The following is a 17,114-nucleotide window of genomic DNA, read 5'->3' as shown; positions in this document are numbered from 1 at the left end:
GAAAACTGATCTGATCCTAACAAAAATAGCCTGTGAAGGTGTCTTATGACTATCCAAACTGTAACGACCACGCCCTATAATGACCAAAAGCCTGGCACATCAGGATTACGCAAAAGTGTGAAGCACTTCAAGAAACCTGATTACCTGCAAACTTTTGTACAAGCCATTTTCAATACTGTACAAGGTATCGAAGGTAGCACCTTAATACTCGGTGGTGACGGGCGTTACTTTAACCGCGAAGCCATTCAAATCATCTTACGCATGGCTGCCGCAGCGGGCTTTGGACGGGTTATTTTAGGGCAAAGTGGCATACTTTCAACACCCGCAGCCTCGCACCTGATTCGTCAATACCAAGCCATCGGCGGCATTATCCTTTCTGCCAGCCATAACGCGGGGGGGCCAGAAGGCGATTTTGGGATTAAATTCAATATTAGTAACGGTGGCCCCGCGCCAGAACAGCTCACTGAAGCTATTTACGAAGCTTCAAAAGGCATTCACTCCTATCAAATTGCCCCGATTCAACCCATTCCCTTGGACAAACTTGGCACTTATGAATTACACGGAATGCCGATTGAAATCATCGACTCCGTAACCGATTACATGGCTTTGATGGAAAGCCTGTTTGATTTCGATAAAATCGCCGCCCTACTCCAAGCCGATCACTTCAAAATGCGCTTTGACGCAATGCACGCCGTCACTGGCCCTTACGCTCATCGCATTTTGGAAGAACGCCTTGGCGCACCCAAAGGCACGGTGATGCACGGGCAGCCGTTAGCCAACTTTGGTGGCGGTCATCCCGACCCTAACCAAGCACACGCCAAAGAATTGATGGCATTACTGTTTGCACGCAAAAGTGAATTTGATTTTGGTGCGGCATCCGACGGTGACGGCGACCGCAATATGATATTGGGCAAGCAATTTTTCGTCACACCCAGTGATAGCCTTGCAGTGCTTGCAGCCAATGCGACATTAATTCCCGGCTATCGTAACGGTATTGCAGGGATTGCGCGTTCCATGCCCACCAGCCAAGCACCTGACCGCGTTGCCATAAAATTAGGTTTACCCTATTTTGAAACCCCGACAGGCTGGAAATTCTTCGGTAACTTACTTGATGCGGGACGAATTACCTTATGTGGCGAAGAAAGTTTCGGCACCAGTTCCAGCCACGTTCGTGAAAAAGACGGCTTGTGGGCAGTATTATTCTGGCTGAATTTACTCGCGGAAAAACAGGATTCTGTCGAAAACATTGTGCGCAAACACTGGGCAGAATACGGGCGCAATTACTATTCACGCCACGATTACGAAGAAATAGACCTCAAAGCCGCGAACGAACTGATAGCCGCTTTACTCGATAAACTACCCAGCCTAACCGGTCAAACCTTCGGCGCACTCACCGTGGGCAGCGCAGATAATTTTGCCTATACCGACCCAGTTGATGGTTCCGTCAGCCAAAATCAAGGCATCCGCATTCTATTTACCGATGGCTCGCGCATTATTTTCCGTTTATCCGGCACGGGCACACAAGGCGCAACCTTACGGGTCTATTTAGAAAAGTACGAAGCCGACACCAATAAACACGATCAAGACGTACAAGAAGCACTAGCAGATTTGCTAACGATCGCCGAACAAGTAGCTCAAATCCAAGCCTTCACCGGTCGCGAAGCCGCCGACGTAATCACCTAACAGTGAGCTGAGCAAGTACCAGAGGGTAAGGTGTCTTAATTTTTAAGCGAAGAAAACTCGCTGCGCTCAGACAAAACTTCGCTTAAAAATTAAGACACCTTACCCTCATTCCCAACACTTGCACCAAGTTAAGCCAACACCGCTGCCGCAAACAACCCCACTGCCTCCAACAACACAATACTAGCCCCAATCGCCGACCAAGTGACCCCACCCGAATAACGCATCATCCGAAACCGCAACAACAACAACGCTACAAACACCACAAACATCGGCATTCCGACCACTAAAGCCGCAGGAACCGCCATAAGTAGCCACAAAAACAACGCAACATAAGGGAATTCAATATGAAATTCGTGAGCCAGCGACTCATTGCGAGCAACCGGTGTAAAACCAATCAAAGCGATTACTAAAAAACGCGCAATCACAGGTGCTAATAAAATGTAAATCCAGTTCCCGTATTCCAACAACACAGCCAATGCGGAAAACTTCATCATCATGACCAGCGCGACCACACCAACCACACCCAAATGATTAGCGGGTGTTGTATCAACATGAGCATCAACGGGTTTACCAAATAACCAGCCACTAACGCATTGCGCCAGCGCATCCAAATGGTGCAATTCACTCACGAACAGCCACAGCGTTAGTAAAATCACCGAAGCTAAAATAGGCTCAACGCCCGGTAAAACCCATACCGCAGCAGCGGCTAACACCCCGCCCATTAATGCACCGATAATGGGCAGCCAAATTAACCCACGTCCTTTTTCTTCCGCCGTAAAGCTTTCGATGGGCGGTGCTGGCAAGCGTGTTAACATCGCCACAGCAACCTGAAACGAACGCCAAAATGCTTTCAGCATAAAATGCCCCTTATATGTCAACAACCGTGCGTCAATAGGCTTGCCCATTCCCCGCTACGATCATGCAATACCCGTAAACGGGTCAATGTACCGTACTCCACGTTCAATGAGAGTAAACGTTCGTTAGGAATATGCAAAACATGCGCCACCACCAAACGAATCACACCAGCATGAGTTACCACTAAAACCCGCTGATCGCGCCACTCCAAACAAAGATCTGACCATGCTTGCAGGACACGCTCCCGAAAAACGCTAAAATCTTCACCACCTTCAGGTGCGGCTAACGCAGGGTTAACCCACCATTGTGCCAGTTGTTCTGGCTGGGTTTGCATCAATTGACTGGGTTGGCAACCTTCCCAAACCCCTAAATGAATTTCGCGCAAACGCTCATCGGTTATCAACGGTAGCTTGTGTTTTGCTGCATACCACTGCGCGAAAGCGGTGCATTGGGCTTTAGGCGATGTTATCACCGCATCCCAAGCAGGTTTTTGACTGCCAAAAGCCTGCTTAAGTTGTTTCCAGCCCGATGTGCTGAGTTGAGTTTCCAGCTCACCGCAAAAAACACCGCCTGCTTCTACTTCACCGTGTTGCAGCAGGCCAATGTGAGTTGTGTTATTTGGCACTACTGATAGCTAACCGCAACGATTTCGTATTCACGCACACCGCCTGGAGCTTGTACCACCGCAACATCTCCTTCTTCTTTACCGATCATGGCTCGCGCAATCGGCGAAGAAATAGCAATACGGTTGTGCTTAATGTCCGCTTCAATATCACCTACGATTTGGTAGGTAATGCTGTTACCCGATTCGACATCTTCCAGCTCAACCGTTGCGCCAAACACCACTTTTCCGGGGTTTGCTGCACCAACAATAGCAACATCAATGATTTGCGCCATCGATAAGTTACTTTCCAGCTCCTTGATGCGCCCTTCACAGAAACTTTGCTGCTCACGCGCTGCATGGTATTCAGCGTTTTCCTTCAAGTCGCCGTGTTCCCGCGCTGTAGCAATCGCCTGAATAATTTGCGGACGGTCTTCAGTTTTCAAACGCTGCAATTCAGCCTTCAAACGCTCTGAACCTTTCAATGTTAGCGGTGGTCTAGTACTCATCGCTTCAAACCCCTTGTTCTGTTATTTCCTGATGTAAATCTTGCAAGCAATAAACCTGCTCACTGTCAGTGTAGGCCATCGCTTTGCACAATGCCCGCGCACCTTCAATCGTGGTGGTGTAGGTAATTTTGTGCTGCAAGGCTTCACGGCGAATCTCAAACGAGTCGCGGGTCGACTGTTCGCCTTCGGTCGTGTTCACGATCAGGTCGATTTCCTCGTTCTTGATCATATCGACGATATTGGGGCGACCTTCACGCATCTTATTAACGATTTCGCAAGCAACACCGACGTTCTGCAATTCGCGTGCCGTACCACGGGTAGCAACGATCTTGAAGCCTTGTGCAGTCAACATTCCGCCCACTTCTTTCAAGTGGCGACGGTCTGCTTCGCGCACACTGATGAACGCCACACCAGAGGTCGGGTAAACTTCACCCGCTGCGTATTGCGCTTTCCCGAAGGCTTCAGCAAAGGTTCTGCCCACGCCCATAACTTCGCCCGTGGATTTCATTTCCGGGCTAAGGATAGGGTCAACGCCGGGGAATTTGATGAACGGGAATACCGCTTCTTTCACCGCGTAGTAGGATGGAATGATTTCGTTCAACGCGTTCTGGCTTGCCAAGCTTTGACCAGCCATGCAACGTGCCGCGACTTTTGCCAGCGGACGGCCAATCGCTTTGGACACGAATGGCACAGTACGCGAGGCACGCGGGTTCACTTCCAGCACGTATACGTCGTCGCCTTTGATGGCAAATTGTGCGTTCATTAAGCCGATAACGTTGAGGGCTTTGCCCATGCGTACCATTTGCTCGCGCAATTGATCCTGGATGTCCGCACGCAACGAGTATGGCGGCAAGGAACACGCCGAGTCACCGGAGTGGATACCCGCTTGTTCAATGTGCTGCATAATGCCGCCGATCAGCACGGTTTCACCGTCGCAAATTGCATCCACATCCACTTCAATCGCGTCATCCAGATAACGGTCGAGCAATACCGGGGAATCGTTGGACACAGAAACCGCCGTTGTCATGTAACGGCGCAATTCGTTTTCGTGGTAAACGATTTCCATCGCCCGCCCACCCAGCACGTAAGACGGACGCACTACCAAGGGGTAGCCGATTTCGTCTGCCAAGCGTACCGCTTCGTCAATGCTTCTGGCGGTGCGGTTCGGCGGCTGTTTCAAGCCGAGTTTGTGGATCAATTGTTGGAAACGTTCGCGGTCTTCCGCCAAGTCGATGGAATCGGGCGAGGTACCGATGATTGGCGCACCCAATGCTTCCAAATCACGTGCCAATTTCAGCGGGGTTTGTCCACCGTATTGCACGATCACACCGTAAGGCTTTTCCAAATCGACGATTTCCATCACGTCTTCGAGTGTTAACGGCTCGAAATACAGACGGTCGGAGGTGTCGTAATCGGTGGAAACAGTTTCAGGGTTGCAGTTGACCATGATGGTTTCAAAGCCATCATCGCGCAACGCCAACGCGGCATGGACGCAACAGTAGTCAAATTCGATACCTTGTCCGATACGGTTAGGACCACCACCCAACACCATGATTTTCTTACGGTCGGTCGGATTGGATTCGCACTCTTCTTCGTAAGTGGAATACATGTACGCGGTATTGGTGGCAAATTCTGCCGCGCAGGTATCCACACGCTTATAAACCGGACGCACATTGAGTTTGTGACGTGCTACCCGTACCGTTTTTTCGGTTTCGTGCAACAGTTTAGCCAAACGACGGTCGGAGAAACCTTTACGTTTCAATGCCCGCATTTCGTCAACGCTAATGCTGTTCAGCAAACGGTCTTTCAAACCATTTTCCATATCAACCAGTTCTTTGATTTGCACCAAGAACCAGGGATCAATGCTGGTTTGCGCGAACAATTCTTCGATGCTCAAGCCCAATCGGAACGCATCCGCGACGTACAAAATACGTTCGGAACTGGCTTCGGTCAGTTGACGACGCAGCGTGTCTTTTGCATCAGGGTCTTGCGGATCAATACGTTCGCTCAAGCCGTCGATACCGGTTTCCAAACCACGCAGGGCTTTCTGGAACGACTCTTGGAAGGTGCGCCCCATTGCCATGACTTCGCCCACGGACTTCATTTGCGTGGTCAAACGCGAGTCGGCTTGCGGGAATTTCTCGAAGGTGAAACGCGGGATTTTGGTGACAACGTAGTCGATGGACGGCTCGAATGACGCAGGCGTTGCCCCACCGGTAATCTCGTTGCGCAACTCATCCAGCGTGTAACCAACCGCCAATTTCGCCGCCACTTTCGCAATCGGGAAGCCGGTGGCTTTGGAAGCGAGTGCGGAAGAGCGCGACACACGTGGGTTCATTTCGATCACGATAATGCGCCCGTTTTTCGGGTTAACCGAGAACTGTACGTTAGAGCCGCCAGTATCAACACCGATTTTGCGCAGAACTGCAATCGACGCATTCCGCAGCAATTGGTATTCCTTGTCGGTCAAGGTTTGCGCAGGCGCTACCGTAATCGAGTCGCCCGTGTGGATGCCCATTGGGTCAAGGTTTTCGATGGAACAGATGATAATGCAGTTGTCATTGCGGTCACGCACGACTTCCATTTCATACTCTTTCCAACCGAGCAGGGATTCTTCCAGCAAGACTTCGGTGGTCGGCGACATATCCAAGCCACGCGCCACGATGGTTTCAAATTCCTGCTTGTTGTAGGCGATACCACCACCACTGCCGCCCATCGTGAACGAGGGACGAATGACTACCGGGAAGCCGAGGGTGGCTTGCACGGCGCGGGCTTCGTCCATCGAATGGGCTACGCCGGAACGGGCGGATTCCAGACCGATTTCATCCATCGCTACTTTGAATTTCTGGCGGTCTTCGGCCATATCGATGGAAACTTCGTTCGCGCCGATCATGTCCACACCGAACTTTTCCAGCACGCCGTGGCGGGAAAGGTCGAGCGCACAATTGAGCGCAGTTTGCCCACCCATGGTTGGTAATAGCGCGTCAGGGCGTTCTTTTTCAATGATTTTGGCGACGGTTTCCCAGCGGATTGGTTCGATGTAAATCGCATCCGCCATGTTCGGGTCGGTCATAATGGTCGCGGGGTTGGAATTGACCAGAATGACGCGGTAGCCTTCCTCACGCAGCGCCTTACACGCTTGCGCCCCGGAGTAGTCGAATTCGCACGCCTGACCGATAATGATCGGGCCTGCACCAATAATCAGAATGCTTTTAATGTCAGTGCGTTTAGGCATGTGCAGCTCTCATCATCTCAATGAAACGGTCGAATACAGGGGCTACGTCGTGCGGGCCGGGGCTGGCTTCGGGGTGTCCTTGGAAACTTAACGCGGGGCAGTCGGTACGTTCAATACCTTGCAATGTGCCGTCGAACAGGGAGCGGTGCGTAGCACGCACGTTGGCTGGCAGCGTGGTTTCATCAACCGCAAAACCGTGGTTCTGGCTGCTGATCATCACGCGCTTGCTGTCCAAATCTTGCACTGGATGGTTTGCGCCGTGATGTCCAAATTTCATCTTGACGGTTTTCGCACCACTGGCAAGACCGAGCAATTGATGGCCTAAGCAAATACCAAACGTTGGAACTTTTTGTTCCAGCACTTCACGAATGGCGGTAATCGCGTAATCGCACGGTTCTGGATCGCCGGGGCCGTTGGAGAGGAATACGCCGTCTGGTTTCATCGCCAGTACATCTGCCGCTGGGGTTTGCGCAGGCACGACAGTAACGTGGCAACCACGATCCACCAACATGCGCAGGATATTGGTTTTGATGCCGTAATCGTAAGCGACGATGTTGAATTCAGCCGTTGTTGCGGTAGAGGGGCGCGGTGTGGCGGGGTTTAACTGCCAACTGCCTTCTGTCCACACATAGCTAGACTTGACGGTGACTTCTTTCGCCAAATCCATGCCCTTTAAGCCGGGGAAGGAACGTGCTGCGTCCAGTGCTACGTCTACAGAAAGGTTTTCACCCGCCATAACGCAGCCACGCTGTGCACCTTTTTCACGCAAAATGCGCGTTAAACGGCGCGTGTCGATGTCGGCAATCGCGACAACGTTATTGCGGGCTAAATAGTCAGGCAGGGATTCTTCCGCACGCCAGCTACTGTAAACCGCAGGCACATCGCGCACGATCAAGCCAGCCGCGTGGACTTGGGTGGACTCGCAATCTTCCTGATTGACACCGACGTTACCAATGTGGGGATAAGTCAAGGTAACGATTTGGCGTGAATACGACGGGTCAGTCAGGATTTCCTGATAGCCTGTCAATGCGGTATTAAAGACCACTTCACCCGTGGTTTGGCCATCACAGCCGATGGAACGCCCGTGGAAAACACTCCCGTCTTCCAGCACCAGCAGTGCTTGCTTGTTCAAAAGAACCTCCGAAGTCTACATACGAAACGGGATGAGGCATGGCTCATCCCGTCGAAAGAATTTAGTAGAAGCGCATTTTACGCGCTGCCTGACAGAGTGTCTACGCAAGGATTGCGCATGATGTGCGTTGCAGCATCGAAAACCACGCAGTTAAGTAAACATTTAAACACTTTTGTTAACAAAAATACAAAAATAGTTCATTTTTTCGGGGAAATAGTTATAATGAACCTAGAGATTGTCAACAATCCACCTTAAGGAACAACACCATGTTAGCACTACACACACCGGAAGGGACACTGGCTGATGTGGCTTCAACGCGCTTGACGCAAGCCATTATCACAGGTGAACTCCTCCAAGGACAAAAACTAAACGAAGCGGAGTTGGCAGAACGCTACGGCATCGGGCGCGGCCCTTTACGTGAAGCATTACGTCAACTCGAAGGAATGCGCCTCGTCAAGCGTATACCCCATGCCGGGGCGCGTGTCGTTACGCTGGATCGCGAGATAATGGCGGATTTGTATGCCGTGCGCGAAGCCTTGGAAGGCATGGCGTGCCGTACTGCCGCCTTACGCATGACGGATGCAGAAATTGAAACGCTGCGGGTACTGCTCGAAAAACACGCCGAGCAAATCGAAGCCACAGACGGACAGATTTATATCCAAAGCGAAGGCGATTTCGACTTTCATTACCAGATCGCACTGGGTAGCCGTAACCAGATGTTGATCGACCTGTTGGCAGGCGAGTTGTACCAATTGTTGCGCATGTGCCGTTACCGCACCAGCCGACTTTCAAGCCGTACTCGCCCAGCCTTGCAGCAGCACCGCCATATCGTCGACGCACTGACTGCGCGTGACGGCGAATTGGCGGAAATCCTCATGCGTCGCCATATCAGCGGCGCGTGGAAAAGTATTAGCCAAATGATGGATGAGGAAAATGACAGCAAAACAATCACTTACTCCCGGTCAAAAACTGCGTCAGGCAGTTAAAGACCACGTTCCCCTGCAAGTCGTCGGGGCCGTCACTGCCAACAGTGCCATCATTGCCGAAAAGGTCGGGCACAAAGCCCTGTACCTGTCGGGCGGTGGCGTGGCTGCTTCCTCACTGGGCATTCCTGATCTTGGTATCACTACCCTGCACGACGTGCTGGAAGATGCTAAACGCATTACTGCCGTTGCATCTGCACCGCTATTGGTTGACGTTGACACTGGTTGGGGTGGCACTTTCAATATTGCCCGTGCGACTCGTGAAATGATTCAGGCTGGCGTTGCCGGTTTCCACATCGAAGATCAGGTCATGCAAAAGCGTTGCGGTCATCGCCCCAACAAAGCGATTGTTTCGTTGCAAGAAATGGTCGACCGGGTGAAATCCGCTGTGGATGCCCGTACTGATGACAGCTTCGTGATCATGGCACGTACCGATGCCCTTGCAGTAGAAGGGATGCAATCCGCTATCGACCGCGCAATGGCGTGTGTGGAAGCCGGTGCTGACATGATTTTCCCCGAAGCGATGAACAAACTGGAACAGTACGCGGAATTCACCAAGGTGATTAAAGTGCCGGTACTGGCAAACATTACTGAATTCGGTGCTACCCCACTGTACACCACGGCTGAACTGTCAGCGGTGGGCGTGCAATTGGTGCTGTACCCACTGAGTGCGTTCCGTGCCATGTGTAAAGCGGCTGAAAACGTTTACACCCACCTGCTGACCGAAGGCACGCAAAAGAACGTGATCGACACCATGCAGACCCGCATGGAACTGTACGACACCATCGGCTATCACGCTTTCGAGCAGAAACTGGATCAATTGTTTGCCGAGAAAGGCGCGGAATAAAAGAGGAGAGAAAGTATGTCAGAGCAAGTTTTACCTAAAGCCAAAAAATCCGTCGCCCTGTCCGGCACAGCCGCAGGCAATACCGCCATCTGCACTGTCGGTCGCACTGGCAATGACCTGCACTATCGCGGCTATGACATTCTCGACTTCGCCGAACAAGCCGAGTTTGAGGAAATTGCCCACTTGATCGTGCATGGCAAACTGCCGAATGCGTCTGAACTGAAAGCCTACAAGCGCAAACTGAAATCACTGCGCGGCCTGCCGATGCCCGTCAAGCAAGCACTCGAAGCACTACCGCCATCCACTCACCCGATGGATGTGATGCGCACCGGCTGTTCCGTGCTCGGCGCATGTATGCCGGAAAAGGAACACCACCCTGCCGCTGATGCCCGCAATATCATCGACCGCATGATTGCCAGCTTCGGTTCCATGCTGCTGTACTGGTATCACTACGCCATCAACGGCAATATGATTGAAGTCGAAACTGACGATGAAACCGTCGGCGGGCATTTCCTGCACCTGCTGCACGGCGAAAAGCCTAGCGAGTCGTGGGTACGTGCCATGCACACCTCACTGATCCTGTACGCAGAGCACGAATTTAACGCTTCCACCTTTGCTGCACGGGTGATTGCGGGGACGAACTCTGACATGCATTCCTGCATTACGGGTGCAATCGGTGCATTGCGTGGCCCCAAACACGGCGGCGCAAACGAAGAAGCGCAACGTATCCAAACCCGCTACAACAGTGCTGACGAAGCCGAAGCGGACATCCGCGAGCGCGTTGCCAAGAAAGAAATCGTCATCGGTTTCGGGCATCCGGTGTACACCATTGCTGATCCGCGCAACGTAGTGATCAAGCGCGTTGCCAAACAGCTTGCTGAAGAAAATGGCGACATGAAGATGTACGACATCGCTGATCGTTTGGAATCCGTGATGTGGGAACTGAAGAAGATGTTCCCGAATCTGGACTGGTTCTCCGCAGTTTCCTACGGGCAAATGGGCGTACCGACCGATATGTTCACACCGATTTTCGTCATCTCCCGCGTGACTGGCTGGGGTGCGCATGTGATTGAGCAGCGCGAAGACGGCAAGATTATTCGCCCTAGTGCCAACTACGTGGGGCCAGAGAATCTGGTGTTTGCGCCGCTGGCAGAACGAGGTTGAAGAACCCCTCACCCCCTAGCCCCCTCTCCCTCAAGGGGCGAGGGGGAACAAGAAAAAAGCCACTCTTAGCCCCTCTCCCCTTGAGGGAGAGGGGTTGGGGTGAGGGGTATCCCGTAGGGACAAAACAAGGATTAACTAAATGATGAACACCGAATACCGTAAACCGTTACCCGGTACCAATCTGGACTACTTCGACACCCGTGCGGCGATCGAAGCGATCCATCCCGGTAGCTACGAAACATTGCCTTACACCTCGCGTGTACTGGCAGAACAACTGGTACGCCGCTGCGAACCAGCAAGCTTGACTGACTCACTCAAGCAGCTCATCGAAGGCAAACAAGACCTCGATTTCCCTTGGTATCCCGCCCGCGTAGTCTGCCACGACATCCTCGGTCAAACCGCACTGGTCGACCTTGCAGGCTTGCGTGACGCAATTGCTGACCAAGGCGGCGACCCTGCGAAAGTTAACCCCGTCGTGCCAACGCAATTAATCGTTGACCACTCGCTGGCTGTGGAATGCGGTGGTTTCGACCCCGATGCATTCGCGAAAAACCGCGCTATCGAAGACCGTCGTAACGAAGACCGTTTCCACTTCATCGAGTGGACGAAGACTGCCTTCAAAAACGTCGACGTGATCCCAGCGGGCAACGGCATCATGCACCAAATCAACTTGGAGAAAATGTCTCCGGTGATTCAATCGCGTGAAGGCGTGGCGTTCCCTGATACCTGCGTCGGCACAGACAGCCACACCCCACACGTTGATGCACTCGGCGTTATCGCGATTGGCGTAGGTGGTCTGGAAGCCGAAACCGTCATGTTGGGTCTGCCTTCCATGATGCGCCTGCCAGACATTATCGGCGTGAAACTGACCGGCAAACGTCAACCCGGCATCACCGCCACCGACATCGTGCTGGCCATCACCGAATTCCTGCGCAAGGAACGTGTGGTTTCTGCTTGGCTGGAATTCTTTGGCGAAGGCGCGAAAAACCTCACCATCGGCGACCGTGCGACCATCTCCAACATGACCCCGGAATTCGGCGCGTCTGCGGGCATGTTCTACATCGACGAACAAACCATCGACTACCTGAAACTGACGGGGCGTGAACCTGAGCAAGTCGCGCTGGTTGAAAACTACGCCAAAGCCACCGGCTTGTGGGCGGATGCACTGGTTAACGCCAAATACCCGCGCGTACTGGAATTCGACCTGTCTACTGTCGTGCGCAATATGGCTGGCCCTTCCAACCCGCACCGCCGCTTGCCAACCTCTGACCTAGCAGAACGCGGTATTGCGGTGAATTTGGCAGCAGCGCAAGCCGAAGAAGCTGAAGGCAAAATGCCAGACGGCGCAGTAATCATCGCCGCGATCACCTCTTGCACCAACACTTCCAACCCACGTAACGTGGTTGCCGCTGCTTTGCTGGCACGCAACGCCAACAAACTGGGTCTGGTACGTAAACCGTGGGTCAAATCTTCGTTCGCACCGGGTTCTAAAGTTGCTGAGCTGTATCTGAAAGAAGCGGGTTTGCTGACGGAACTGGAACAACTGGGCTTCGGTATCGTCGCGTTTGCTTGCACTACCTGTAACGGTATGTCGGGCGCACTCGACCCGGTTATCCAGCAAGAAATCATCGACCGCGACTTGTACGCGACCGCTGTATTGTCGGGCAACCGTAACTTTGACGGGCGTATCCACCCGTATGCCAAGCAAGCGTTCCTCGCGTCCCCGCCGCTGGTAGTGGCTTACGCAATTGCCGGTACGATCCGTTTCGACATCGAAAAAGATGTGCTAGGCACGGACAAAGATGGCAACCCCATCACGCTGAAAGACATCTGGCCTGCTGACGAAGAAATCGACGCAATCGTTGCCGCCTCCGTTAAGCCAGAACAGTTCAAACAAATCTACATCCCGATGTTTGATTTGGGTGTGATTGAACAGGCAAAAAGCCCGTTGTATGACTGGCGTCCCATGTCCACCTACATCCGTCGCCCCCCGTATTGGGAAGGTGCATTGGCAGGTGAGCGCGCCCTGAAAGGAATGCTGCCTCTGGCTGTATTACCAGACAACATCACCACTGACCACTTGTCGCCTTCCAACGCGATTATGCTGAACAGTGCGGCGGGTGAATACCTGCACAAAAAGGGCTTGCCGGAAGAAGACTTCAACTCTTACGCCACCCACCGTGGTGACCATTTGACCGCGCAACGTGCCACCTTCGCCAACCCCAAGCTGATCAATGAAATGGCAGTGGTGGATGGCAACGTGAAGCAAGGTTCATTGGCACGTGTCGAGCCGGAAGGCACTGTCATGCGCATGTGGGAAGCCATCGAAACCTACATGGAACGCAAGCAACCGCTGATCATTGTCGCGGGTGCGGATTACGGTCAAGGTTCAAGCCGTGACTGGGCGGCTAAGGGCGTGCGTTTGGCAGGTGTTGAAGCCATCGTTGCCGAAGGTTTCGAGCGCATCCACCGCACCAACTTGGTCGGTATGGGCGTATTACCGCTGGAATTCAAAGCGGGCGAAACGCGCAAGACTTACGCTATCGACGGTACGGAAAGCTATGATGTGGAAGGCGACATTTCCCCGCGTGCAACCCTAACCGTGGTCATGCACCGTCGTAATGGCGAAACCGTGCGGATTCCGGTGACTTGCCGTTTGGATACTGCTGCGGAAGTGCGCGTGTACAACGCTGGCGGTGTGTTGCAACGCTTTGCGCAGGATTTTTTGGAAGGAGCGGCTTAAAGACCCTCACCCCCCAGCCCCCTCTCCCAGAGGTAGAGGGGGAGCAAGATAATGACCTCTTCTCTTAGCCCCTCTACCTCTGGGAGAGGGGTTGGGGTGAGGGAAAACGATTAACAGGAAAGGATAATTATGTCCCATGTCCCCCAAATCAAAATCCCCGCTACGTACATGCGTGGCGGCACATCGAAAGGTGTGTTTTTCAACCTGACCGACTTGCCCGAAGCGGCGCAAGTCCCCGGTGCTGCACGTGACGCAATCCTGTTGCGCGTGATCGGCAGCCCCGACCCGTATGGCAAGCAAACCGATGGCATGGGTGGTGCGACTTCCAGCACCAGCAAAACCGTGATTCTGGCGAAAAGTGAGCAGCCCGACCATGACGTGGATTACCTGTTTGGGCAGGTTGCCATCGACAAGGCGTTCGTGGACTGGAGTGGTAACTGCGGCAACCTGACTGCTGCGGTTGGCTCTTTCGCCATCAATAACGGCTTGGTCGATGCCGAACGCTTACCGCAAAACGGCATTGCCGTGGTACGCATCTGGCAGAAAAACATCCAGAAAACCATTATTGCTAACGTGCCGATGACCAATGGCGAAGTGCAGGAAACCGGCGATTTCGAGCTGGATGGCGTGACCTTCCCGGCGGCTGAAGTACAGGTGGAATTCATCAGCCCGGTGGATGCCACTGACGCGATGTTCCCCACTGGCAATCTGGTGGACGAGCTGGAAGTACCGGGTGTTGGCACGTTCCAGGCTACCATGATCAATGCGGGCATCCCGACCGTATTTTTGAACGCGGCAGACATTGGTTATACCGGCTGCGAATTGCAGGAAGCCATCAACGGCGATGCCAAAGTGCTGGCGATGTTTGAAACCATCCGCGCTTACGGTGCAGTGAAAATGGGCTTGATTACGGATGTCGCGGAAGCGGCAGGTCGTCAGCACACGCCTAAAGTCGCGTTTGTTGGCAAGCCCGAAGCTTATGTTTCATCCAGTGGCAAACAGATCAACGCAACCGACATTGATTTGAACGTTCGCGCCTTGTCGATGGGCAAACTGCACCACGCGATGATGGGTACGGCAGCGGTAGCGATTGGTACAGCCGCTGCGATTCCCGGTACCTTGGTGAACCTCGCCGCTGGCGGTGGTGATCGCAGTGTCGTGACCTTCGGACACCCTTCCGGTACGTTGAAAGTGGGTGCGGCTGCTAGCGCAACCAACGGCGAATGGAAAGTGGAAAAAGTCGTGATGAGCCGCAGTGCGCGGGTGTTGATGGAAGGCTGGGTACGCATTCCGGGCGACAGTTTTTAATAGTTAGGAGGAGGAGATTACAATGAGTTACCAAGCAGAATACGACCGCTCGATGAACGATCCAGAAGGTTTCTGGAAAGAAAAGTCTGAAGCCCTGAAGTGGTTCAAAGCCCCTGAGAAAATCCTGTCGCAAGACGAACACGGCATTTTCCATTGGTTTGCCGATGGTGAAATGAACACTGCGTACATGGCGCTGGATTATCACGTTGAAAACGGGCGTGGCGATCAAGTAGCGATCATTTACGACTCGCCGGTTACTGACACCAAGAAAACCTACACCTATACCGAATTGCGCGATGCAGTCGCTAAAGCGGCGGGTATGTTGGCTGGGTTGGGCGTGGAAAAAGGCGACCGCGTTATCATTTACATGCCGATGATCCCCGAAGCGGTGATCAGCATGTTGGCAACTGCGCGTTTGGGCGCAATCCATTCCGTGGTGTTTGGTGGGTTTGCTGCGCCGGAATTAGCACAGCGGATTGAAGATGCACAACCGAAAGTGATGATTTCTGCCTCTTGCGGGATCGAAATCAAGCGTGTAATTGAGTACAAACCACTGCTCGACAAAGCGATTGATTTGTCTGCACACAAACCGCAAAGCTGCATTATTTTCCAACGTCCGCAAGCCACTTCCCCACTGATTGCAGGGCGTGACTACGAGTGGGATGCGTTGATGGCAACGGCTACTCCGGCGGATTGCGTATCCGTGAAAGGCACTGACCCGCTGTACATTCTTTACACCTCCGGCACAACCGGCAAACCTAAGGGCGTGGTGCGTGAGAATGGCGGTCATGCCGTCGCACTGAACTACAGTATGCAGGCGATTTACAATATGAACCCCGGTGATGTGTTCTGGGCTGCGTCTGACGTGGGCTGGGTAGTCGGTCACTCGTATATCGTGTATGCGCCATTGCTGCGCGGTTGCACCACGATTGTGTACGAAGGCAAGCCGGTCATGACTCCTGACGCGGGTGCATTCTGGCGCATTACCGAAGAGTACGGCGTGAAAGGCTTGTTCTCTGCCCCAACCGCGTTCCGTGCCATCAAAAAAGATGACCCGAATGCGGATCTGATCAAGCAATACGATACCAGCAGCTTGCTGACCATCTTCTCGGCGGGCGAACGCCTTGACCCACCGACCCAAGAGTGGATGATGGAAAAAACCGGCAAGCCAGTAATTGACCATTGGTGGCAAACCGAAACGGGTTGGGGCATTACGGCCAACCTGCAAGGTGTTGAGCCAATGCCGGTCAAGCTCGGTTCTTCCACCATGCCGACCCCCGGTTTCAATGTGCAGATTCTGGACGAAAACGGGCAGGTGTTGGGCAGAAATGAACAGGGTTTCATTGCGCTGAAACTGCCATTGCCACCAAGCTGCCTTTGCACTATTTGGGGCGATGTCGAGAAGTTCAAATCCAGCTATCTGCAAACCTTTGATGGTTATTATGCCAGCGGCGACGGCGGCTACATCGACGAAGACGGCTATGTATTCGTCATGGGTCGCGTGGACGACGTAATGAATGTGGCGGGGCATCGTTTGTCTACTGGCGAGATGGAAGAAGTCGTGGGCGGGCATCCATCTGTTGCCGAGTGTGCCGTTATTGCACGCGATGATGACCTGAAAGGGCAAGTGCCAATGGGTCTGGTCGTACTGAAAACGGGTGCGGACATCGACGAGGAAACCTTGTCGAAGGAACTGACGCAGATGATCCGCAGCAGCATTGGTGCGATTGCTTGCTACAAAGAAACCCACATCGTGAAGCGTTTGCCGAAAACCCGTTCGGGCAAGACCTTGCGCAAGAGCTTGCGGCAGATGGTGAATGGGCAGCCGTATGTGGTGCCTTCCACCATTGATGACGTGACGATTATGCCGGAGATTGAAGCGTTGTTGCGTGAGAAAGGTGTGATTGGGTAAGACCCTCACCCCCTGCCCCCTCTCCCGCCAAGCGGTAGAGGGGGAACAAGAATTAGCGTTCCCTGAGCATCGTCGAAGGGAACATCAAGGAAACCTGCCTTTTATCCCCTCTCTAACGCTATAATCCCGTCCCTCTCTTCAT

At 53.1% G+C, this 17,114-nt stretch carries 12 protein-coding genes; 7 read left to right on the top strand and 5 right to left on the bottom strand.

Annotated features, from left to right (window positions below; all coding sequences use genetic code 11):
* Window positions 1-45: 45 nt before the first annotated feature.
* Window positions 46-1,683 carry an alpha-D-glucose phosphate-specific phosphoglucomutase gene (locus tag J9260_RS06870; protein ID WP_210220278.1) on the top strand — a complete coding sequence of 546 codons (1,638 nt, stop codon included), beginning with the start codon at window positions 46-48 and terminating at the stop codon, window positions 1,681-1,683.
* A 128-nt stretch (window positions 1,684-1,811) separates the two neighbouring features.
* Here the strand turns inward: J9260_RS06870 and J9260_RS06865 are convergent, their stop codons facing one another.
* The 5 genes from J9260_RS06865 to carA are packed head-to-tail and all read right to left on the bottom strand — an operon-like array spanning window position 1,812 to window position 8,015.
* Window positions 1,812-2,540 carry an adenosylcobinamide-GDP ribazoletransferase gene (locus J9260_RS06865; RefSeq protein ID WP_210220277.1) on the bottom strand — a complete coding sequence of 243 codons (729 nt, stop codon included), beginning with the start codon at window positions 2,538-2,540 and terminating at the stop codon, window positions 1,812-1,814.
* Window positions 2,541-2,557: 17 nt separating this feature from the next.
* Window positions 2,558-3,163: a histidine phosphatase family protein gene (locus J9260_RS06860; protein ID WP_210220276.1), complete on the bottom strand. Its 606-nt coding sequence runs from the start codon at window positions 3,161-3,163 to the stop codon at window positions 2,558-2,560.
* Entirely contained in the window at window positions 3,163-3,648 is a 486-nt protein-coding gene (gene greA, locus J9260_RS06855) for a transcription elongation factor GreA (RefSeq protein ID WP_210220275.1), read from the bottom strand. The genes J9260_RS06860 and greA overlap by 1 nt, the downstream gene beginning before the upstream one ends.
* A 4-nt stretch (window positions 3,649-3,652) precedes the next feature.
* Complete coding sequence (gene carB, locus J9260_RS06850; protein WP_210220274.1) at window positions 3,653-6,883, bottom strand: carbamoyl-phosphate synthase large subunit; 3,231 nt, start codon at window positions 6,881-6,883, stop codon at window positions 3,653-3,655.
* Window positions 6,876-8,015 (bottom strand): glutamine-hydrolyzing carbamoyl-phosphate synthase small subunit, encoded by a 1,140-nt coding sequence (gene carA / locus J9260_RS06845; protein ID WP_210220273.1) that lies wholly within the window; start codon window positions 8,013-8,015, stop codon window positions 6,876-6,878. The genes carB and carA overlap by 8 nt, the downstream gene beginning before the upstream one ends.
* Window positions 8,016-8,281: 266 nt before the next feature.
* Between carA and J9260_RS06840 the strand changes: the two genes are divergently transcribed.
* From J9260_RS06840 to J9260_RS06815, 6 genes are all read left to right on the top strand, one after another.
* Complete coding sequence (locus J9260_RS06840; protein ID WP_210220272.1) at window positions 8,282-9,001, top strand: GntR family transcriptional regulator; 720 nt, start codon at window positions 8,282-8,284, stop codon at window positions 8,999-9,001.
* Complete coding sequence (prpB, locus tag J9260_RS06835; protein ID WP_210220271.1) at window positions 8,949-9,845, top strand: methylisocitrate lyase; 897 nt, start codon at window positions 8,949-8,951, stop codon at window positions 9,843-9,845. The genes J9260_RS06840 and prpB overlap by 53 nt, the downstream gene beginning before the upstream one ends.
* A gap of 15 nt (window positions 9,846-9,860) precedes the next feature.
* Complete coding sequence (gene prpC, locus J9260_RS06830) at window positions 9,861-11,009, top strand: bifunctional 2-methylcitrate synthase/citrate synthase (RefSeq protein WP_210220270.1); 1,149 nt, start codon at window positions 9,861-9,863, stop codon at window positions 11,007-11,009.
* A gap of 139 nt (window positions 11,010-11,148) precedes the next feature.
* Window positions 11,149-13,752, top strand: a complete 2,604-nt coding sequence (gene acnD, locus J9260_RS06825; RefSeq protein WP_246499670.1) for a Fe/S-dependent 2-methylisocitrate dehydratase AcnD — start codon at window positions 11,149-11,151, stop codon at window positions 13,750-13,752.
* Between the two features lie 129 nt (window positions 13,753-13,881).
* The gene (gene prpF / locus J9260_RS06820; protein ID WP_210220269.1) at window positions 13,882-15,060 is read left to right on the top strand and encodes a 2-methylaconitate cis-trans isomerase PrpF; all 1,179 of its coding nucleotides are present in this window, start codon (window positions 13,882-13,884) and stop codon (window positions 15,058-15,060) included.
* 22 nt (window positions 15,061-15,082) lie between these two features.
* Entirely contained in the window at window positions 15,083-16,972 is a 1,890-nt protein-coding gene (locus J9260_RS06815) for a propionyl-CoA synthetase (protein WP_210220268.1), read from the top strand.
* Window positions 16,973-17,114: the final 142 nt, after the last annotated feature.

The sequence above is a fragment of the Thiothrix unzii genome (assembly GCF_017901175.1).
Classification (GTDB): Bacteria; Pseudomonadota; Gammaproteobacteria; order Thiotrichales; family Thiotrichaceae; genus Thiothrix; species Thiothrix unzii.
The sequence above is the reverse complement of the archived record's forward strand: the minus strand, read 5'-3'. Positions and strand labels throughout refer to the sequence as shown.